Here is a 20190-nt window from a genome sequence, read left to right as displayed (position 1 = left end):
AAATTGTTTTTATCATAAGTTGCACCAATTTATTCATGATCAGACTAAGAAAGATATAATTAAAATTCAGTCTGATTTTTCTAGATTATAATTTTATTTACGAAGCATAACACACATATATATTGCTGTTAAGACAAAAGAGAATATACGCTATTTCGGTTCAGTTGGAGGTTTGGCTGTGAACTAGGTGTGTTCCCAATACCACTTCGAATGGTGGGGTTCATTAGGGGATTCGTGTTTTATAGATATGGATAATATCCTATGTATTCGCTTCATAAATGCAGCAGTGCTAGTAAAAGCTACTTTGACCTAAAAAAATATGGGGAGAGTAAGAAAAATGACGGTACGATTAGAGGAAATGAATGCAGATGAATTCCAACAATATAAAAATTTGGCAATCAGAAACTTTGCAAACGAACAAATGAAGTCTGGTAGTTGGGAGTCACAAGAGGCAATTAGCAAAGCCAAACAGGAATATGAGAAGTTATTGCCTGAAGGACAGAATACGGAAAACCATTATTTGTTTACCATTCGTGATGGAAGTAAAGAAGTTGGTATGATTTGGCTCGCGAAGAGAACAGATGAAAAAGGGTTTATTTATGATATCAATATTTGGGAAGGGAATCAAAGTAAAGGATATGGAAAACAAGCTATGCAAGAAATGGAAATCTTAGCAAAAAAGATTGGGTTGAAAAGTATAGGACTCCACGTCTTTGGTCACAACAAAGTAGCCCGAGGCTTATATGAAAAGTTAGGATATATAGAAACGAATATTAAAATGGAAAAGACATTATAGGGCATAAAGCTATTTCCATTAACAGGTCCAATACTTAAAAGGTGATCTAAGAAGGTCGCCTTTTTCTAATGGTTAAATTTCAAAGATGGTTATTTGAACATTATGTTAGTACTTAGATGGAAGTTATTATGCTTATGAGGCAGAATTGGTTCAGGAGAAGGTGAAACTTTCGTGTTGGATTGACGTAATTCTTATTAAAGGGGGAGGGATATTATGTTTGGTAGTGAAAAGAATAAAAATAGTCGATTTTATATAAAGTCAGATGACCAGATACCTACACTTGGCACAGGGAGTGGTCTACAACATTACTTGATAAGAATGGTGAAACGATAGTGGAATAAAGGATACGAAAGTTTAACTTAAAGGAAGGAGAAAGGTACGGATATTAACTCGGGGGACATGGGGACAGGTTAAGTGTCCCAAATGTACTGGTGTTATAAGTGGGACAAGGAACCTGTCCCCGTGTACCTTCAAGCAAATTAAATTTTATACTGTAAAATTTCTGAAATGAAAGGGTCGGTCCCCACTATGCAAAAGTGTTAGCATGGCGAGGTCCTGACCCTATTTATTCAATTATTTACGATAATATTCCACCAGCTTCGGATATTGCTTTAATTCCATTTTTCCTTTTCACTCAGGACGTGAATTTTCGATTAACTCAAATAAATCTCGACCATTAAAATGGAGATTTACACCGGAATACAAAATGAAGTAATAGGAGTATTTCCTGTAAAAGTAGGGTAGACCCCAAGTTCTGAATAATAAATTAATTTAAGGGCTGTTTTATTTCAAAATATTATGTTAAGATTATTCTATAAATTCAAAATTAATAATAAATAATTTTAGATAGGTTACTGAGATTGCTAAAGGAGGGTCTTGGTTTTGAATGATAGGAAGAAAAACATGGACTCTAGGACAGATAGTGATTTTTCTGTTCAATTGAAAAACAGCAATAAATTCAACTCTAATTGGTTCAATCAAATAAGCAAATTTCATGTTATATGTATTTACGAAAGTAAAAAGTTGAACGCGGATGATATTACATCTCAAATAGAAAGAGAGATTCCTAAATTAGATACAACATTTCAAGTTTATAGTAAACTTGGTGGTACTACTATCTATATTGTTTGGGACAGTACATATCAAGAAAATAAGGATTTATTTATTGAATTGCGGTATACAGCTAGGGATGAGATGGTTCTTAGAATCGCAAGGAATATTGTACTTTATTTGGTGAAGAGATATGAAGAATATAATGGTATGCCTGCTGCTACTCATCCCAAGCTGAAAGATAAAGAGCATATTCATTTTCTTATTCAAAAGTTTTATATCACGCTGAAGAAAAGTACCTTTCTAAAAGACAACATGGTTTGGGAAGATTTCTGTAATTTCTTTAATGAACATTTAATCGAATGGACTTTCCAAGATATGGAGTACTCTATTGGAAATGATATATTACGTAAAATGGATAAACTAGAATTAAATGAACGATTCTTAGATTATCTTTCTAAAAACGTTAAGGAAAATAGGAAATTCCAACAGCGATTCCTAGAGATTGTTAATCATTATACGGAAGAATGGATGCATAAGATAGTAAAAATCATGGATTTAGAACAGTTATCACTACAGAAGCTTGAGTTTTTGCTTCATATTCAGTCAGATCAAGTGTATTCGGAACTATTGTTTAGGAAAAATTATCATGTCGTAAATAAAGGTAACCTTGAAGTTATGAGTAACTCCCTTTATCAATCTACTCGTGAAGCACTCTCACAAAATACTTTTGATCTCGTTCATTCATCTCCATGGCCGACAGCATTGCTTCGTAAAGGTCAACTAACTGGTTCAGTGAAAATGATGCCCTCCATAACATCGAATGAAAATGAAATGGATTTAGCTAATATGGCCTTGAAGCAAGTAGTACAGCTTTCGGAATTAGATGTGGACGTTCTTGATGCACTATGTGCATATTATTTAACGAATGCTAGGCACTATAAAGATATTGTAGAAATTCACATTGATTATTTATTGTCTCTACGTGGTTTAAAACCAAAACTAAGTGGAAATGGAAGAAGAGGTGGTTATGAAAAAAGTCAGCGCTACGAAGTTTTGAAATCGCTTACTAGAATACAGAGCTTATGGATTGATATCGATCAAGTCGTTATCTATACAAATGGGAAACCAGAGCATGTATCCCTTAAAGGGAGGCCATTTGTGTTTAAAGATAGAAACAATAAGGAATACGAAATAGATGATAAATCATTGGAGGGTAACCTGTATTATACGGTTGGGGATATATTTGAAAAATTCCTTTATGGTTCTGGAAGGCAAGTGGCTTTGTTACCAATGAAGACATTACAATACAATCCCTATAAAGAAAAGATAGAAAAGAGATTAATAAGATATCTTAGTTGGAGATGGAGAACACAAGCGAGAAAAGCGGATTATTTTAAGCCGTATAAAATGAGCACATTGCTAGAGGTAATAGGCCTTGAAATCAATAAAAGGGTACCATCAAGGAGTAGAGATAGAATGGAGCAGGCTTTGGACAGACTTGTTGCAGATGGGTTAATTTCATCGTGGCAGTATGAAAAATGGGAGGAAGATATTGCATCTTATAAAGGGTGGGCTCAAATATGGAAAGATTCTACTTTACAAATCATGCCTCCAAAAAGAATTGTAGAACAGTATCAATCCATTGAATGGAAGCAGAAGAAAAAAACAAATGGTGAATTAGTTTCGGTTAATCCGGAAGTAGAAGTGAAAGTATTAGGTGAGCAAATAAGAAAAACACGTAGCCTTTTACACCTTTCTTTACAACGGGTAGCAGAAGAATTGGAAATATCAACTTCCTATTTAAGTAATATTGAACGAGGGGCTAAAACACCATCCAGTCATGTTCAACGAAGGTTAATTACCTGGCTCCAAAAAAATTATATATATGATTAGACTAGGAGAAGCCTCTTTATTTTTAGGAGGCTTTTTTTAATTTGCTTCATTCACATTTAAACATTCCCTCATTTATCGTAAAACCACTAAATTAAATTTTTACTTTATCGGGGTCATCTTGATGCAAGTTCGGGGTTATGATGTGTGGTTGTCGGGGTTATGATGCATATAAAAAATTCCCCTTTTTTCTAATCCCTTGTGCCATATGCTTCCACGGTTAATCTTTATTCCTTTTACTTTCTAATAATACATTAATTTAAAGAAGAAAAATTACAAAGTGCTTTTTTTTAGAAGAGGTAAAGTATAAGTAATAAAAAATAGACAGAGAGGTGAAAGAAATGAATTTAGATTCAAGTGTTGTAGGTCTTTCTGGAGAGGTATTTATTTTCGACGTTGAGTTCAGACATATTCATCAATTTGCAGATGCGATTGGAGATGCTAATCCTTTATATACGGATAAAGAATATGCAAAAAACTCTAAATATGGCAGTATAATCGCCCCACCTACTTTTTCTGTTGCATTTTCTGGGGAAGGTGCGGAGTTACCAATTAATTTAGATGAGCGAAGGATGCTCCACGGGGAACAAGAATTCATCTACTATCGTCCCATTCAATTAGGGGATCGTCTCTATTGCCAAAGGAAGATAAGTGACCTTTATGAGAAAGAAGGAAAAAGTGGGAAAATGCAATTTTTAGTGGTGGACACAGAAATTAAGGATGAAGGTGGACAGATGGTGGCAGTTAATAGGATGAATATTATTTATCGAGGTGAGAAGTCATGACAGTCATAGATATGGATTCTTTACAAGAAGGGCAGGAATTGCAATCGCTTACAAAACCTGCGATTTCCAAGGTTCAATTAGTAAAATATGCTGGTGCTTCTGGGGATTTTAATCCACTACATACGGATGATGCTTTCGCACAACAAATCGGTATGGATGGAGTTATTGCTCATGGCATGTTAATTATGGGATTTATGGGAGAGTACATGATGAACATTGCTGGAGAGATTGCAGAACCAACTCAATTTAGCATGCGATTTGGAGCGATGAGTAGGCCGGGGGATGTGATTACATGCACAGGAAAAGTAGAAAAGATTTTTGAAAAAGATGGAAAAAGGTTTGTAAGCATACAGCTCAGAGCACAAAAATCATCGGAGGAAGTAGTTGGAACTGGGAAGTGTGAATTACGATTTTTCTAGAATAGGTGAGTAAAAATGGAGGGTGAATTATGTCAAAGATTACAGATCGCTACGCAATAGTTGGTGTAGGAGAAAGTGAAAGGTCCAAAAATTCCGGAGTTACCCCTTTACATCTTGCTCTAGATGCTGCAAGAGCGGCAATCTCAGATGCTGGATTAGAGGCGAAAGATATTGATGGATTTATGAGTTATAACGAAAATGACTCCTGTACATCTCATCAGTTAGCGACGAACTTAGGGGTCCGTCCAAAATATGTGAAAGATATTTTGGGTGGGGGAAGTAGTACGGAATTACTGATAGCTGATGCCATATCATTAATCGAGTCTGGTGAACTTAATACAGTATTGATTTTCCGTTCAATGAATGGTCGGTCAGGGAGCCGAGTGGGCGGTGGTTGGGACCCAAATATGCTCCAGGCAAATATTGATGGAGGGAGTTATATTATCCCATACGGTGCAGCTAGTCCTGGACAGTGGTTTGGTTTATTTGCAACTCGTCATATGTATGAGACAGGTATTACACAAGAACATCTTGGTCATGTATGTGTTAGTTTCTATGAGCATGCACAACGAAATCCAAAAGCCTTCTTTCATGGACGCCCATTAACAATGGAGGATTACTTGAATACCCCACATTTGAGCTATCCGTTTACAAAGCATGATTTCTGCCTGGAATCAGATGAAGCAAATGCTATTATCGTTACGTCAGCAGAACAAGCAAAGGATTGCAAGACAAAACCAGTATATATTATGGGAATGTCCTCCAGACAGTGTCATCCACATTCCCATTATTGGTCAGATTTATCTCAAGTTGCTTCCGATTATGTCGCTCCTGAAGTCTATCAATCTGCAGGTGTAAAAGCAGAAGATATTGATGTTGCATCCATATATGACTGTTTTAGCTGGGTTGTATTACGCCAACTAGAAGCATATGGCTTTGCCCCTCGTGGTGAAGTTGGTGACTTTGTTGCAGAAGGTAATCTTCGTATAGATGGGAAACTACCAACGAATACAGCAGGTGGAATGCTTTCAGAAGGATATACACATGGAATGAATAATGTTTTAGAGATTGTCAGACAGCTTAGGCACCAATACGGGGAAACAGATAGGCAAGTGAAAAATTGTGAAATTGGAATTTGTACCGGTTGGGCGGGGCCTGATATAGCTGGTGCAATGATACTAAGAAACTAGTAGGAGGGAAAAATCATGACTTATCAAAAACCGATACCATTAAAAAATATCGATAATGCTCCTTATTGGGATGCGGCAGATCATCATGAAATGAAACTACAAAAATGTAACGATTGTTCAAATTACAATCATCCACCTGGTCCTGGTTGTTCGAAATGTGGAAGTACCAATCTGAGTTGGAAGAATTTTGGCAGTGATGTGAAAGGAAAGGTTTATTCCTACATTATTTCTTATCGACCTTTTCTACCGGGATTTCAAAATGATATCCCATTAGTAATTGCACAAGTTGAATTAGACAATGCAAAAGATGTAAGAATTATCGCTAATATTATTGACTGTGAACCAGATAAAGTCGAAATCGGAAAGTCTGTAAGGATGGTATGGGAGGATATTACAGATGACAGGGCACTCCCTCAGTGGAAAATAAATGAATAGAAAGGAGGCATATGATTGGATTTTTCGTTCACAAAAAAGGAAGAAAGATTTCGTCTTGAATTAAGGAATTGGTTGGAAGAAAACTTACCTACGTCTTGGCCAAAAGAAGAAGAAGCTTACATTTCCTTTCTGAAAAATTGGCAAAGGACTCTAGCAGAAGGTGGTTGGGCAGGGATTACTTGGCCAGAGAAATATGGTGGGAGAAATGCGACTTTAATGCAGGAGATTATTTATCATCAGGAAATGGTCCGTGCCGATGCTCCTCCATCTATCAATTACGTGGGGATACACATGGTTGGTCCTACACTAATGCAAATAGGTACAGAAGAACAAAAAGAACGTTTCATTAAAAAGCTACTAACCGGTGAGGAAATCTGGTGTCAAGGTTATTCGGAGCCAAATGCAGGCTCAGATTTATCCGCTATCAAAACAAGTGCACTAAAAGATGGGGATAGATGGCTGATTAATGGCCAAAAAGTTTGGACTAGTTATGGTCATATTGCGGATCGTTGCTTCCTTTTAGCTAGAACTAGTCAGGTTCCGGGGAAAAAGCATAAGGGAATCACTGTATTTCTATTAGATATGAATCAACCAGGAGTAGAAGTACGACCAATCGTTCAATTAGATGGCAGGCAGGAATTTAATGAAGTGTATTTAACAGATGCTGTTTGCTCTGATGCAGATATTGTTGGTGAGGTGGATAAAGGCTGGCAAGTGATGATTTCCCTAATGCTTCATGAACGTGCCGGAATTGGGGCTGAGGTATTTACATTAGAGAAACAATTTAATAATTTAGTTGCCATGACAAAAGAATACAAAGTTGACGGGAAAAGTTTAATAGAAGATGCGAATATTCGACAAAAAATGGCTGATTTATATGCTCGGTCACGGGGAGCTATTCTTAACTATTATCGAAATCTAACCAATACACTTAAAAATGGTCAGCCAGGCCCGGAAAGTTCTATTGATAAATTGTTAGTAAGTGAACTAACAAAGGAAATGTTGGAATTTGCGGTGAGCATTCAGGGCCCTCATGGAATTCTTTGGAAGGAGGATGCTCCAATCAACTCCCGATGGCAAGAGAAATATCTATACTCTTATGGAACGACGATTGGGGGAGGAACGAGCGAAATTCAGCGTAATACAATTGGTGAAAGGGTACTAGGATTACCTAAAGATCTAAGAGCATAGGAAAGCAGAGGTGAAAATGATGGATTTTTCGTTAAATGAAGAACAGGAAATGTTTCGTAACTATGTCCGTAAATGTCTAAATGAAGCAGGACAAACCATGGTTGCTCGAGAATTTACCTGTGGAAATACTAGTGAATTTATAAAGTTACAAAAGAAATTAGCGGAACTTGGTTGCACAGGTATTACTATTTCAGAAGAATATGGTGGGCTTGGGCTTGGGGCGTTAGACCTTGTTCCAGTTCTAGAGGAGTTTGGTAGAGCCGTTTTGCCTGGGGCTTATTTAGAAACAATGGCTTTCGTTGTACCGTTATTGGAGAAATATGGCACGAGAGAACAAAAGGAAACATATTTGCCGGAAATAGCAGCGGGTACGAGGTCTTTTTCTATAGCATGGGTGGAGCCGAATAAAAGCTATGATCCTGATGTTATTGAGTGTCAAGCTGTAACGAAAGGTAGTTCCCTTGTCATTAATGGAGTAAAGACGCTTGTTCCGGATGGAAATCAGGTTGAGAGTCTATTGTTAATCGTAAGAACCGATGAAGGTGGTAATGGGGACGGTTTATCTTTGGTGCTTATCGATGTCAATGAAGTAACTGATATGAAAACATTGTCATCAATGGATGAAACGCGAAATGTAACTGAAATAACATTAGAAAATGTGGAAGTACCGATGGCACGTGTAATTGGTGAAGTTAATCAAGGATGGAACGTGTTAAAAGAAGGATTATTGTATTTACATGCTGCTACTAGTTCTATGCTTGTTGGAAGTATGGATCATATTGTAGAAATGTCTTCCGAGTATGCCAAAATCCGTGAACAATTCGGTCAACCAATTGGACGCTTTCAAGCAATTAAACATCGTATTGTAGATATGAAGCTCGACTTAGAAACAGCAAGATCTTTAAGCCACTATGCAAATTGGGCGTTAGATACGAATCAGCAGGATAAAGAAGCAGCGATTTATAGTGCACGAACTTTTGCGACAGAAGCAAACATCAGGCTTGCATCTCATAATATCCAAAATCATGGTGGAATTGGTTTTACGATGGAAATGGACTGTCATCTATTTTTAAAACGAGCAAGATTCTATGAAAATTATATGGGTTCTATTTCTCAATTTCGAGAAGACGTATCAAAAGGATTAGGATGGAGTTATGAAAAACCTAGATTCCAATTAACATCTAAATGATGTTAATTGGAATCTGGTATATTTTTTAAGGAAAGGCAGTGATGAATAAATGAAAAATTGGAAAGATGAGCGAATTTTTAATCAAAATATGCCGAAACGTATTGACTATCCGAATGTGCCTGTTGGTGCCGTTATGAAAGGTAGTGCAGAACGTTTCCCAGATAGGGATGCCTATATTTATCATGATCAAAGAATTAAATATAAGGAAATCTATCGTGAATCGTTGCGTTTTGCAAATGCCTTACGAAAAATGGGAGTAGGGAAAGGTACAGTAATATCCACCCATCTACCAACATGTCCACAATATATAGTAGCTTTCTATGGGATAGCGTTAAGTGGTGCAACTTATTCACCTATTAATCCATATATGCCAGAGAATGATGTCATTTATCAATTAAATAATTCAGATACTACTATTGTTATTACAAATGAGTCCTTGGCACATGTTATTCAAAACATATATTCTGATACAAAATTAGAGAAGGTCATTGTTACAGGGGATCAGGAGATGTTTTCCAATGATCATCCGATTGATATGAGACATTATGAAGAAAACTGGTATAGTTTTGCGGAATTAAAAGGGGCAAGTACAGAAGAAGAATTTGATGCAGGAATTGATCCACAAAATGACCTTGTCCAAATTGCCTATACTGGTGGAACAACAGGAAGACCAAAGGGAGTAATGGTAACTCATGCAAATCTAGTAAATAGTATTCTTCAAAACACTGCTTGGGGATATGCAGCTCTACCCAAAGAATTGGATAATGGCGGGATTATCTTAGAGGAAGTGGAAAAGGATAAAGATAGATATTTATCTGAATATTCTAGTTTAATAGGAACCGGAATTTTATTAAGTCCATCCCCTTTATTTCATGTTTCTGGTGTTTTTGGTTCAATTATGTATCCGATTATTTTAGGATTTACCACCATTCTTATTGATCGTTTTATTCCCGACAAATTTCTCGAGGATATAGAGAAATATCAAGTTACTCATATATCTGGTGCACCTGCCATGTGGAATGTTTTGTGTCGCCATCCAGATGTGAAGAAGTATAACTTTGATTCGATAAGGAATGTAGGTTCTGGATCTGCTCCACTAATTAAAGAAGAAATGAAGTTATTAATGAAAACGTTTCCAAACGCAACTGTTGGTGAAGGATATGGTTTAACAGAGGCAACATCAAGTGTTTCCAGTACTGTACCATTCCGCTCTGGTCTCCGTAAATTAGGAAGCGTTGGCCACCCTTTATATGATACAGAAGTTAAAATCGTATCAAGTGATGGGGAAAGTGAAGAGGCTTTGCCCGTTGGTAAATCAGGGGAAATTTGTGTGAAAGGTCCACAAGTTATGAAGGGCTATTATAAAAACCCCGAAGAAACGAAGGAAGTACTAAAGGATGGCTGGTTGCATACCGGAGATATTGGGGTTTTAGATGAGGATGGATTCTTAACGATTGTTGACAGGAAGAAAGACATGCTGATTTATAACGGATATAATGTCTACCCTACTAGATTAGAAGAAATATTATTTCAACATCCATCTGTTGTGAATGCTGCTGTTATTGGTAAGCCTTCTCCAAGAGTAGGAGAAATTCCTAAAGCATTTGTCGTCTTGAACCCTAATCAACCAGTTAGTGAAAAAGAATTAATGGAGTTCGTGAATAATCGCATCGTACATTACTCCAAGATTAGGGAGGTTGAATTTGTCAAAGAGCTACCACTTACTCCAGCAGGAAAAATTCTTAAACGAGTTTTAAGAGATCAGGAGAAAAAGAAATTAGAAGTTATGGAAAAATAAGGGAGGTTGTTTTAGATGACGAGTAAGGTTGAAATGAAAACATTCGGTAATGTAATCGGTGGGAAGACTTCTTTACCTGTTTCTGGAAGGACAATGGAAAGCATTAACCCTGCGACGGGGAAAGTATGGGCGAGAATACCATTAAGTTCTAAAGATGAGGTAGATGCGGTTGTCCAAAACTCAAAGGAAGCATTTTCGAGATGGTCTAATCTATCAGCTAGAACTCGAGGAGATTATTTAAGAAAAATTGGTGACCTTGTGGCACAACATGCAGATGAATTAGCAAAACTCGAAACAAGGGATAATGGTTGGGTATTAAGAGAAACGAAATATGGACTTATCCCTAGTTTAACAGAGCTCTGGTATGATGCTGCCGGTCAGGCTAACAATATTGGTAGCCAAGGAAAAACTGTACAAATGGGGCCGAGTAGTTTTGGATATACCGTTAGAGAACCTTTTGGGGTTGTATTAGGAATTACTCCATGGAATTCACCACTCTTCACATTTACAATAAAAGCTGCATATGCACTTGCAGGTGGAAACACGATTGTTATTAAACCTTCCGAGCATGCGGCTGTATCTTCCTTACGATATGGTGAATTATTACAGGAGATTTTGCCACCAGGTGTAGTGAACGTTATATCTGGTTTAGGGATGGAACTCGGGGATGAACTCGTTTCACATAAAGATATTAGTAAGGTCAGTTTAACAGGTTCTATTGGAACGGCTAGAGTAATTACACAAGCATCCGCACAAGCCCCTAAGCCACTTATTTTTGAGCTTGGAGGCAAGTCCCCAAACATTGTTTTTGAAGACGCTGATTTAGATAAAACTGCTGAAGGAATCACCTTATATAGTATCTATACAGGTTCTAGTGGACAAATATGTGTAGGTGGTTCGAGAGTTCTTATCCAAAGATCTATATTTGATGATATGTTAAGTAGAATGAAAAAAATAATGACAAATAATGATACGGTAAGATTTGGAGATCCCTTTGATCTTACAACGACGGCTGGGCCAGTTTCTAATTTACCACAATTTGAAAAGGTTTGTTCCTACATTAATTTAGGTTTACAGGAAGGAGGAGAAATTGTCTTTGGTGGTCGATATGGAAAGGATGCTGTTAAGAATAATGATTCAAATATAGAAAATGGCTATTGGGTAGAACCAACGCTAATTAAAGTTGAGTCGAATGCTCTCCGAATCTGTCAGGAGGAAATCTTTGGACCTGTTGCAACGGTTATTCCATTTGATACAGAAGAGGAAGCTTTAGCGATTGCTAATGATACTAGTTATGGCTTAGGTGCCGGGGTATGGACAACTGATTTAAGTCGTGCACATCGTATGGTTCGTAATATTGAATCTGGAAACGTATGGGTAAATACCTATGGTCGTGTGGGTGCTGATCTTCCGTTTAGAGGATTTAAACAAAGTGGATATGGTGTGGATTCCATCTTAGATTATACGCGTGAGAAATCGTGTGTGATTGAAATCAATTAAGAAAATTTGGGCAACTGTGATTGGTTGTCCTATTTTAGAAAGGTGGAAATGTTAATGAATCAAAAATTAGCAATAGATGAACAGTCCACAAAGAAATCCTTTTATATTATTTGTATTGGTTTACTTGTGACTTCACTTGCTTTAGCAACACACTTACCTGCATATCCCTCGATGGTAGGGGAATTTCAATTAGGTGCAGGTTATGCCGCGTGGATGCAGTTAGGTTTTGCTTTCGGAATGACAGGGTTTCAGCCTTTATTTGGATGGTTAGGTGATTATTTAGGTCAAAAGTTTGTCGTATTAGCAGGCTTTATTTTTATGGTAATTGGTTCAGGTATTGTTGCAATTGCGCCTGTTTTTTGGGTGTTAATCTTTGGGCTTTTTGTCAAAGGACTTGCTGGTTCTGCGATAGTTCCAGTAGGATTTGCATATGTTGGCAAGTTCTTTTCAGAGGAAAAGCGTGGAAAGGGACTTGGAGTGGCTGCAGTCTATAGTGTTATCGGAGCGGCAGCGGGACCTACGATTGCAGGATTATTTGTAGATACATTAGGATGGGAATCGAGCTTTTGGTTGACAGCAGTTTTAGGAGCGGTCATGTTTTTAGTTATTACTTTTACGGTACCTAATGTAAAAGGAGATAAGTCTAAAACATTCGACATTCAAGGAGTATTGTTAATGCTCTTTGTTTTAATTGGACTTTTAACTATTCCGACTTTTATCAATGGTTATGGATATAATTCGGTGATGTGGCTTCCATCCCTTGGGGTTTTTGCTATTGCGCTTTTCTTCTTAGTACTTGTTGAAAAAAAGAAGAAAGAGCCTTTACTAGATATTAATTATCTATCTGACCGACATTTTTGGGTACCATCTGTAGTTTCGATTTTTGTTTTCTTGCCTTACGTTGGAGTTATGTATTTACTATCATTCTTCCTACAAGATATACAAGGGAAGCCTTCTACTCTGGTAGGACTTATGCAACTCGTTATATTTGTTGCTACAGCAGTAGGTAATTATTTTGTAGGAAGGTGGATGATAAAATTCTCTCCGCGTTTTACTATCGCGTTTAGTGCATGTGTGCTTATTAGTGGTGCGGTATTAATTGCATTTGCGAATCAAAACACATCCATTTTCTATATTGCTTCATGTTTAGCGTTAATGGGACTTGGTATTGGATTAATTGGGCCAGCTAATAAAGCAGTGGTTTTAGCGAAAGCAAATAAATCTCGTATTGGAGTTACTACTTTCACATTTTCTACCATTGAAACAACCATTCAACGTGTGGGAGCTTCATTTGCCATTGTGATGTTCGCGTTATTTTCTGCAGGTGGAAATGGAATGAAGGCTTTCACAATAACGACTTTAATTCTTGCCACCTTCTCTGTTTTCACCTTACTATTTGTTCTTTTCATACCGAAGAATGTGGTTGGCTTTAAAAATGCTGAGGTAGAAATAGACGAAAATGCAACAGAGGAAAAGTTAGTATAGGTTTCTATTTAGAGAGTTCTAGATTACTAATTACTAACTATGTTTAGAAGTACAAAAATCTTTTGAAGAAGTTGTGGTAGCTTGGGGTCAGACCAAAGGTTCTTTTCTCTTTCACTTGAATAAATCATCTGTTAAATTGGATATCCATATCGTAAGACAAAATGAAGTAGAAATGGAATAGGGGTATGACTTGAACACAGGGTTATGTTAAACTTCGGGTTAATTGGGTTAAAAGGGCCAGTCCCATTTCTCTATCACTTTAGTGAAGTGGGGAATGGACCCTTTGGCCGGATGAAAATAATTACTTCGTTCCCTATTGTGCTGTTAATCCTCCATCAACTACAAACTCAGAACCAGTGCTGTAACTTGATTCATCGGATGCGAGGTATAAAACAAGGTTGGAAACTTCCTCAGGTTTTGCCACTCTTCCAGTTGGTATATGTTTTGCGAATTCCTTGATTACCTCTTTGGAATCCTCTTGAACAATCATTGGAGTTTCGATTACACCAGGATGCACCGAATTTACACGAATACCTTTATGAGATAATCCAAGAGCAGCAGCTTTTGTCATTCCTCTAACTGCAAATTTTGTATCTGTATAGCCAATTGCACCACCAACAAGGCCATTCATGGATGAAATGTTTACAATCGAACCGCCATTTGCTTTTTTCATGGATGGAATAACTGCCTTCATTCCAAGGAATACAGAAACTTGATTAATATCGAGTATTCTTCTGTACTCTTCTTCAGTTATTTCCTCAATGGATTTATTCATGCTAATGCCTGCATTGTTGACTAATACATTGATAGGGCCAAATGCTTTTTCTGATTCTGCAACAACTTCATCCCAATTGTCTGCTTTTGTTACATCAAGTTTTAAAAATGTTGCATTTTCTCCTAGTTCTTTAGCTAAAGCTTGCCCTTCATCTTCAAGAATATCAGCAACGATTACTTTAGCACCTTCTTTTACAAACAAACGAGCGTGAGAAGCGCCCATTCCGCGTGCGCCCCCAGTAATAAGTGCAACTTTAGCATTTAATCTGCCCATGAAAAATTCCTCCTCTTATGGTTAATTACCCTTTGTTTTTTCTATCTTGTATCCCTTGTACTAATTTCTCTTGAATTAGTAAATATTGGTTGAGTTCTTCTTCGCTTAAAACTTCAAAATGCTGCATAAATACTTCTTGTCCAATTTTTTGTGCTTCTAATAATGCTTTTATGCCAGCAGATGTTATTTTTAACTGGATTGTCCGGCGATCACTTTCATCATGTAGTCTTTCTGCTAGACCTAAACTAACAAGTTTTGTTGCAATATTAGTCATTGCGCCCTTTGTATAGCCAAGTGTTTCTGCTAATTCCACTTGCTTTGTTGGGCCTTTCATTTTTAATTCACTTAATACGAGAATCGGTGAAATTCCAAGTGGATAAGGAAATGCTCTCGTAAAAGTTACAATATTTTCATTATTGATTTGTTCAATCGCACGAATTAGTTTAAAGATATTTGTTTTATTCAAAATAACCTCCTTCTAACTAATATTAACGTAGCATAATGGATCCGCCATCGACCATTATCGTCTGACCTGTAATATATTGTGAATCCTTTGAAGCTAGGAATACGGCAACACGGCCGATATCTTCTTCTATATCGCCAAAACGTCCCAATGGAATTTTGTTCTTAACTGCTTCATAATATTCAGGCTGTGCTTTTGCCCATGCTTCAACACCAGGTGAGTTAGCAATTGGGCTAATAAGGTTTACATTGATTCCAAATTTACCCCATTCATTTGCTGCGACACGTGATACCCCGCGAATAGCTTCTTTTGCTGCGGCATATGCACCTTGAGTTTCATGACCTTCCAAACCAGCACCAGAAGCGAAATTAATTACATTTCCTTGTGATTCTTTCAAATATGGAAGTGCCGCTTTCATTAAATAAAATGTTGGATAAAATCCAGTACCAAATGATAAATCTAGATCTTCTTGGTTGGTATCTTCCAGTGTCTTTTGTTTCGAGGCATGTGCATTATTTACTAATACATCAAGTTTTCCATATTTCTCAACTACTGTAGTAATAATTTGCCCAAGAATTTCCCTATCCAATAGATTAGCTTGAAGAAACATGGATTGTGGGGAAACAGCTTGTAATTCTTTTTCCATTGCTGTACCGGTTTCTTCGTTAACGTCTACAATAGTAACTATTGCCCCTTCTTTAACCATTGCTTTGGCTATGCCACTACCAATTCCACCAGCACCGCCAGTAATAATGACCACTTTGTCTTGTAATTTAGTCAATTTATCCACCCCTTTATCTAATAGTTTAACACTAAACTATATTATTGTTAATGATTTTGAATCCGTTTTCCTGGTTTTATTAATCAATAGTAGTTTAATGGGAGAGTACTACAAAAAACACAAATTAAAGGGTCAGTCTTTCTTGAATTAGGACTTCATATTGTTCAGCGACTTAGATACAAAAAACAGAGAAAGTAACAATATAATCGCTCAACATGTGGTGATGAGATTGTAGAAAAATAAGTTTTATAGTTCCTATGAGAATGGGAAGAAGGAAGGGTTAGAGAAAGGGGTAGAACAAGAAATAGAACATGGTATTGAAAAATTAAGTACGAACATGCTTTAAAAGGGATTGCCGGATGAATTTATTGCTGAAGTATCAGGCTTTGGTATGGAGGAGACAAAAAGAATGAAGAAGAAAATAAATCTCTGATTAAGAAGGCGTAATATGGAAGTTCCTAAAAAGGGTCACAGTCCCCCCACTGTGCTAAAGTTTTCGCATGGCGGGGATTTTGACTCTTTTTGTTTAACTAGTTACGATAATACTCCACCAGTTCCGGGTATTGCTTTAAGTCTTTTTTACCCTTTTCACTCAGCACATAAATTCCTCGTTTCACTCGAACAAACCAACCATAATAGTTTTTACTTAATATTGATTGTGTTTTCTTCCCTGTTCCCATTTGCAATAACTGCTTAGGCGATAGTTCGCCGTGGTTTTCTAGGTAACTGGCAATTTGTATACAGTTTTCCCGGTAAGCGGTCATAATCTGTTTTCTGCTAGAACCCCCAACATTATAGTCTGCACTCCTTCCATTTATTTCTTTTATGATTGCTTGCCTGAGGTATTTGGCTTTGCCTGTGCTGATTGGACGGTGGAAAGGAGTTGGTTCTATCATGATTTCCACTCGTTTTTGTTTTGGGGTAAAGGAAACGAGAATAAGGCCTAGCTCTAATCTCCGTATAAGGTGACATGTGTCTCGCCATTTTTTGGAACGGGGGTTGTGCCTTTTGGGTTTCGGTATGGCCACATAGACATGTTCGGATACCCGTTGTCGCTTCGTTGCTTGAATAAGTAGGTCTACGCTTAAGTTTAATTTTAATTCTACAAGAATGAGTACTTCCTCTTTAATCACTGCAATATCACAATCTTTAACCTCCCCGTAAACATCATATCCTTTACGCTTAAAATACTTATTGATAGGTTCATATAAATCACTTTCTTTCAATTTCACTTTTTCCATTGGTAGCACCGTCCAGTTTGTAAATACTAGATTCATTCTATCATATTTAATGATGAATTCCCTATAAGATAGAGACTCATATCAAGTGAGGGACTGCACCATTAATGAGGGCGATATCGAACTGTTTGGGGAAACGGGAATGAAGGGATTGCAACATGCACGGAGAAAAATAGGACAATCCATTGAAACGCCAGCACTTTATCCAGAATTAACGGCTGGAGAGAATCTGCGAGTACAAGCGGTAAATGTTGGTGGTGGATGAGTTGAATCAAATGATTGATTCTTTTGAAGAGAAGAATCGTCAATCAAAAAAGATGGAAGAAAATGTGAAGTTATCCATTGCTGGTCTCTCGCATGATTTACGGACAACACTCACGCTATGTTCAACTCCTGCAGGCGACCACAGATGTGAAGAAGAGGGAGAACTATCTAAAGATTATTGAGCACTCGTTTAACGTTTGATGGAAATGACCGACAATTTTTATGAGTTAGAGTGGATTGAAACCAACCAAAATAAATAGAATTAACTTCCATTCCTCTCTCCAACGTGGTTGAAAAAATTTTCTTGTCCTTTTATGAACAATTGGAGGAAAGGAAAATTGAACTACTATTTCCTGAACCAATAAATGACCAACAAATTATTGCTGACAAATTAATGCTTACACAGGTTATTCAAAATATCGTTCAGAATATCCTTCGTTATGCCCATAGTGAAGCCGTTATAAGCTATAGAAATGAAGAAAACTATTTGATTTTTACCGTTAAAAATGACATCAAACCAGATAGCAAAGTCGCAGTGGAAAAAGTACTTTTTCGTTTTTATACGGAGTCACCAGCAGATCGAACACGGAATCTAGTGGACTAGGCCTTTTTCTGTCTAAAAAGTTAGTGGAAAAGATGAATGGGAAAATGGATGCAGAACTGAGAGACCATTGGTTTATTCTTCCCATCCATCTTCCTATTAATAGTGCTTAGAATAGGAAGTGAAAAAAAACACGAAGAGTGGTTTCTTTAATGTCGCATTGCTCCTGCCCCTTGATAAGTCATGGCACCTTGTCCTTCGCTTAAATAAAAGGGTCAGTCCCATACTATAATCGTAAAAGAAAGTAGGATAAACATCTTTTATGATAATCAATTATATAAGTTATCTTTGTTTTCCTTAGATTGCTTATGTAAAATTATACATGTTAAATAATTGCTGGGGAGAAATCAAACATGGAAAAAATTATGATTGTTGAAGATGATATGAAAATTGCCGAATACTTATGTACCTACTTAAAAAAGTACGGGTATGAAGTCATCATTGCAACCGATTTTGGAAATATAATGAACACCTTTCGTGAGGCTCAACCCAAGCTTCTGTTACTCGATATTAATCTTCCTAGTTATGATGGGTATTATTGGTGTAGGCAAGTTCGAAAAGAGTCTATTTGCCCCGTGATTTTCATCTCAGCTCGGACAGGCGAGATGGATCAAGTAATGGCAATTGAAAATGGGGGCGATGATTTCATTACGAAGCCATTTCACCCAGATATTGTCATGGCCAAAATCCGGAGTCAGCTCCGCCGTGCGTATGGGGAATATGCAGCTAATTATGAAGAAAGAGTACTTAGCCAAGAGGGCCTTAGCTTATATCCAGAACGATTGGAGTTGCGATATAAAAACGCGGTGACGCAAATAACTAAAAAGGAAAACGACATTATTGAAAGCTTGTTGGAACGTTACCCTCGAGTGGCTGGCCGGCAGGATTTATTGGCGAAACTTTGGGATGAACAAGCTTTTGTCGATGAAAATACGTTAAATGTTAATATGGCTCGTGTTCGAAGTAAGTTTCAAGAGTTAGGGATAGAGAATGCTGTGGAGACGGTTAGAGGGGTAGGATACCGACTGCGAATTACTTGGAGAGAGGAAGAAGCATGAGGTTATTCCTTCGTGAGCATTTGTTACTTATTGTTATCCAACTCTGTCAAAGTCTAGTGGTTCCTATCCTATTTTGGTTGGATGGCTATCGAGGGATAGGTGTAAGTATCTACGCTATATTTCTATCCTTCACATTATTAACTGCCTACCTCATCTATAAGTATGTTACTAGAAAAAAATTTTACCAAAGGTTGCAAAAACCAATAGAAACACAGGAAGAATCTCTCGAGACGACAGAAAGAGCACCAATATCTGAAGCACTCCATCAATTACTTCTATCACAGTACAGGTCCTATCAAGAGGAACTTCAAAAAGCAGAAGATAGACAGGATGAGCATCTATTATTTATGGATCGCTGGGTGCATCAAATGAAGACGCCACTTTCTGTTATTGAATTAACTGCACAAACACTCGATGAGCCGGAATCGTCTAGCATTCGTGAGGAAACAGACCGGATGCGAAATGGGCTTCATACCGTCCTTTATATGGCAAGACTCCGTACGATTTCAGAGGATTTTCAGATAAATCCAGTCCCACTTTCTAAGCTCATACGGGATGTAAACCAGGATAACAAGCGCTTTTATATTCGTAATGAAGTGTATCCACAATTAAAGGAAGAAAAACCAGGAATAACAGTAGAGACCGATGAGAAGTGGCTTTTCTTCCTATTAACGCAACTCGTACATAATGCCGTTAAATATTCTACTGGAAAAACAAATCGGCTAGATATATCGATTGATGAAAGGGAAGGGGAAGCGGTTCTGGAAGTGAAGGACTTTGGGATTGGAATTCCTGTTGTTGACCAGAAACGTGTTTTTAATAAATTTTATACCGGTGAAAATGGTAGAAAATATCGGGAGTCTACAGGTATGGGGCTTTATTTGGTTAAAGAAGTGGCGGAAAGGCTGGAGCACTCACTGGAATTAGAATCCACGGTCGGGGAGGGAACGACTGTCCGAATTATTTTTCCTGAAACACAAAACCTTACATCCATGTAAGATTGGTG

Annotated in this window: 20 protein-coding genes; 16 read left to right on the top strand and 4 right to left on the bottom strand. The window is 37.4% G+C overall.

The features are described 5' to 3' along the window. Positions 1–337: 337 nt before the first annotated feature. The 11 genes from D8M06_RS16620 to D8M06_RS16570 all read left to right on the top strand — a co-directional run bounded on the left by D8M06_RS16620 (position 338) and on the right by D8M06_RS16570 (position 13731). Positions 338–796: a GNAT family N-acetyltransferase gene (locus D8M06_RS16620; RefSeq protein ID WP_121205710.1), complete on the top strand. Its 459-nt coding sequence runs from the start codon at positions 338–340 to the stop codon at positions 794–796. 882 nt (positions 797–1678) lie between these two features. Further along, entirely contained in the window at positions 1679–3742 is a 2064-nt protein-coding gene (locus tag D8M06_RS16615; RefSeq protein WP_121205709.1) for a helix-turn-helix domain-containing protein, read from the top strand. Positions 3743–4080: 338 nt separating this feature from the next. Further along, on the top strand, positions 4081–4524 hold the full coding sequence (locus D8M06_RS16610; RefSeq protein WP_121205708.1) for a MaoC family dehydratase N-terminal domain-containing protein: 444 nt from the start codon (positions 4081–4083) through the stop codon (positions 4522–4524). Continuing rightward, positions 4521–4943 (top strand): MaoC/PaaZ C-terminal domain-containing protein, encoded by a 423-nt coding sequence (locus D8M06_RS16605; RefSeq protein ID WP_194074649.1) that lies wholly within the window; start codon positions 4521–4523, stop codon positions 4941–4943. The genes D8M06_RS16610 and D8M06_RS16605 overlap by 4 nt, the downstream gene beginning before the upstream one ends. Before the next feature lie 29 nt (positions 4944–4972). Further along, positions 4973–6133, top strand: a complete 1161-nt coding sequence (locus D8M06_RS16600) for a thiolase C-terminal domain-containing protein (protein WP_121205707.1) — start codon at positions 4973–4975, stop codon at positions 6131–6133. A 15-nt stretch (positions 6134–6148) separates the two neighbouring features. Beyond that, the gene (locus D8M06_RS16595; protein WP_121205706.1) at positions 6149–6568 is read left to right on the top strand and encodes a Zn-ribbon domain-containing OB-fold protein; all 420 of its coding nucleotides are present in this window, start codon (positions 6149–6151) and stop codon (positions 6566–6568) included. Positions 6569–6583: 15 nt separating this feature from the next. Beyond that, entirely contained in the window at positions 6584–7759 is a 1176-nt protein-coding gene (locus D8M06_RS16590; protein ID WP_121205705.1) for an acyl-CoA dehydrogenase family protein, read from the top strand. A 19-nt stretch (positions 7760–7778) separates the two neighbouring features. Next, positions 7779–8948: an acyl-CoA dehydrogenase family protein gene (locus D8M06_RS16585; protein ID WP_121205704.1), complete on the top strand. Its 1170-nt coding sequence runs from the start codon at positions 7779–7781 to the stop codon at positions 8946–8948. A 49-nt stretch (positions 8949–8997) separates the two neighbouring features. Further along, positions 8998–10746: a class I adenylate-forming enzyme family protein gene (locus tag D8M06_RS16580; RefSeq protein WP_121205703.1), complete on the top strand. Its 1749-nt coding sequence runs from the start codon at positions 8998–9000 to the stop codon at positions 10744–10746. Positions 10747–10761: 15 nt separating this feature from the next. Beyond that, entirely contained in the window at positions 10762–12246 is a 1485-nt protein-coding gene (locus D8M06_RS16575; protein WP_121205702.1) for an aldehyde dehydrogenase family protein, read from the top strand. Between the two features lie 54 nt (positions 12247–12300). After that, on the top strand, positions 12301–13731 hold the full coding sequence (locus tag D8M06_RS16570; RefSeq protein WP_158591813.1) for an MFS transporter: 1431 nt from the start codon (positions 12301–12303) through the stop codon (positions 13729–13731). 313 nt (positions 13732–14044) lie between these two features. On the opposite strand, the gene D8M06_RS16565 is transcribed toward D8M06_RS16570, so the two are convergent. The 4 genes from D8M06_RS16565 to D8M06_RS16550 form a co-directional block, all read right to left on the bottom strand. Next, entirely contained in the window at positions 14045–14779 is a 735-nt protein-coding gene (locus D8M06_RS16565) for a glucose 1-dehydrogenase (protein ID WP_121205700.1), read from the bottom strand. Positions 14780–14804: 25 nt separating this feature from the next. Then, positions 14805–15245, bottom strand: a complete 441-nt coding sequence (locus D8M06_RS16560) for a MarR family winged helix-turn-helix transcriptional regulator (RefSeq protein ID WP_121205699.1) — start codon at positions 15243–15245, stop codon at positions 14805–14807. 22 nt (positions 15246–15267) lie between these two features. Further along, a complete protein-coding gene (locus tag D8M06_RS16555; protein WP_121205698.1) occupies positions 15268–16023 on the bottom strand; it encodes an SDR family NAD(P)-dependent oxidoreductase in 756 nt (251 codons plus the stop codon). Positions 16024–16553: 530 nt separating this feature from the next. After that, positions 16554–17264 (bottom strand): DUF2161 domain-containing phosphodiesterase, encoded by a 711-nt coding sequence (locus D8M06_RS16550; protein ID WP_121205740.1) that lies wholly within the window; start codon positions 17262–17264, stop codon positions 16554–16556. A gap of 139 nt (positions 17265–17403) precedes the next feature. On the opposite strand from D8M06_RS16550, the gene D8M06_RS20310 reads away from it, so the two are divergent. From D8M06_RS20310 to D8M06_RS16525, 5 genes are all read left to right on the top strand, one after another. Beyond that, positions 17404–17526 (top strand): hypothetical protein, encoded by a 123-nt coding sequence (locus tag D8M06_RS20310; protein ID WP_277749491.1) that lies wholly within the window; start codon positions 17404–17406, stop codon positions 17524–17526. Position 17527: 1 nt separating this feature from the next. After that, the gene (locus D8M06_RS16540; protein WP_121205697.1) at positions 17528–17707 is read left to right on the top strand and encodes a hypothetical protein; all 180 of its coding nucleotides are present in this window, start codon (positions 17528–17530) and stop codon (positions 17705–17707) included. Positions 17708–17829: 122 nt separating this feature from the next. Then, positions 17830–18129 carry a histidine kinase gene (locus D8M06_RS20190; RefSeq protein ID WP_241558974.1) on the top strand — a complete coding sequence of 100 codons (300 nt, stop codon included), beginning with the start codon at positions 17830–17832 and terminating at the stop codon, positions 18127–18129. A 350-nt stretch (positions 18130–18479) separates the two neighbouring features. Continuing rightward, positions 18480–19184, top strand: coding sequence for a response regulator transcription factor (locus D8M06_RS16530; protein WP_121205696.1), 705 nt, complete (start codon positions 18480–18482; stop codon positions 19182–19184). Further along, on the top strand, positions 19181–20182 hold the full coding sequence (locus D8M06_RS16525) for a sensor histidine kinase (RefSeq protein WP_121205695.1): 1002 nt from the start codon (positions 19181–19183) through the stop codon (positions 20180–20182). The genes D8M06_RS16530 and D8M06_RS16525 overlap by 4 nt, the downstream gene beginning before the upstream one ends. The last annotated feature ends 8 nt before the right edge of the window (positions 20183–20190 follow it).

The sequence above is a fragment of the Oceanobacillus halophilus genome, from assembly GCF_003628505.1.
Classification (GTDB): domain Bacteria; phylum Bacillota; class Bacilli; order Bacillales; family Amphibacillaceae; genus Oceanobacillus; species Oceanobacillus halophilus.
This window is presented reverse-complemented; position numbering and strand designations above follow the sequence as displayed.

Coding starts and splice junctions, on each gene's coding strand:
- D8M06_RS16620 (WP_121205710.1), top strand. CDS start 338: ATGACGGTACGATTAGAGGAAATGAATGCAGATGAATTCCAACAATAT.
- D8M06_RS16610 (WP_121205708.1), top strand. CDS start 4,081: ATGAATTTAGATTCAAGTGTTGTAGGTCTTTCTGGAGAGGTATTTATT.
- D8M06_RS16605 (WP_194074649.1), top strand. CDS start 4,521: ATGACAGTCATAGATATGGATTCTTTACAAGAAGGGCAGGAATTGCAA.
- D8M06_RS16600 (WP_121205707.1), top strand. CDS start 4,973: ATGTCAAAGATTACAGATCGCTACGCAATAGTTGGTGTAGGAGAAAGT.
- D8M06_RS16595 (WP_121205706.1), top strand. CDS start 6,149: ATGACTTATCAAAAACCGATACCATTAAAAAATATCGATAATGCTCCT.
- D8M06_RS16585 (WP_121205704.1), top strand. CDS start 7,779: ATGGATTTTTCGTTAAATGAAGAACAGGAAATGTTTCGTAACTATGTC.
- D8M06_RS16580 (WP_121205703.1), top strand. CDS start 8,998: ATGAAAAATTGGAAAGATGAGCGAATTTTTAATCAAAATATGCCGAAA.
- D8M06_RS16575 (WP_121205702.1), top strand. CDS start 10,762: ATGACGAGTAAGGTTGAAATGAAAACATTCGGTAATGTAATCGGTGGG.
- D8M06_RS16570 (WP_158591813.1), top strand. CDS start 12,301: ATGAATCAAAAATTAGCAATAGATGAACAGTCCACAAAGAAATCCTTT.
- D8M06_RS16565 (WP_121205700.1), bottom strand. CDS start 14,779: ATGGGCAGATTAAATGCTAAAGTTGCACTTATTACTGGGGGCGCACGC.
- D8M06_RS16550 (WP_121205740.1), bottom strand. CDS start 17,264: ATGGAAAAAGTGAAATTGAAAGAAAGTGATTTATATGAACCTATCAAT.
- D8M06_RS20310 (WP_277749491.1), top strand. CDS start 17,404: ATGAAGGGATTGCAACATGCACGGAGAAAAATAGGACAATCCATTGAA.
- D8M06_RS16530 (WP_121205696.1), top strand. CDS start 18,480: ATGGAAAAAATTATGATTGTTGAAGATGATATGAAAATTGCCGAATAC.
- D8M06_RS16525 (WP_121205695.1), top strand. CDS start 19,181: ATGAGGTTATTCCTTCGTGAGCATTTGTTACTTATTGTTATCCAACTC.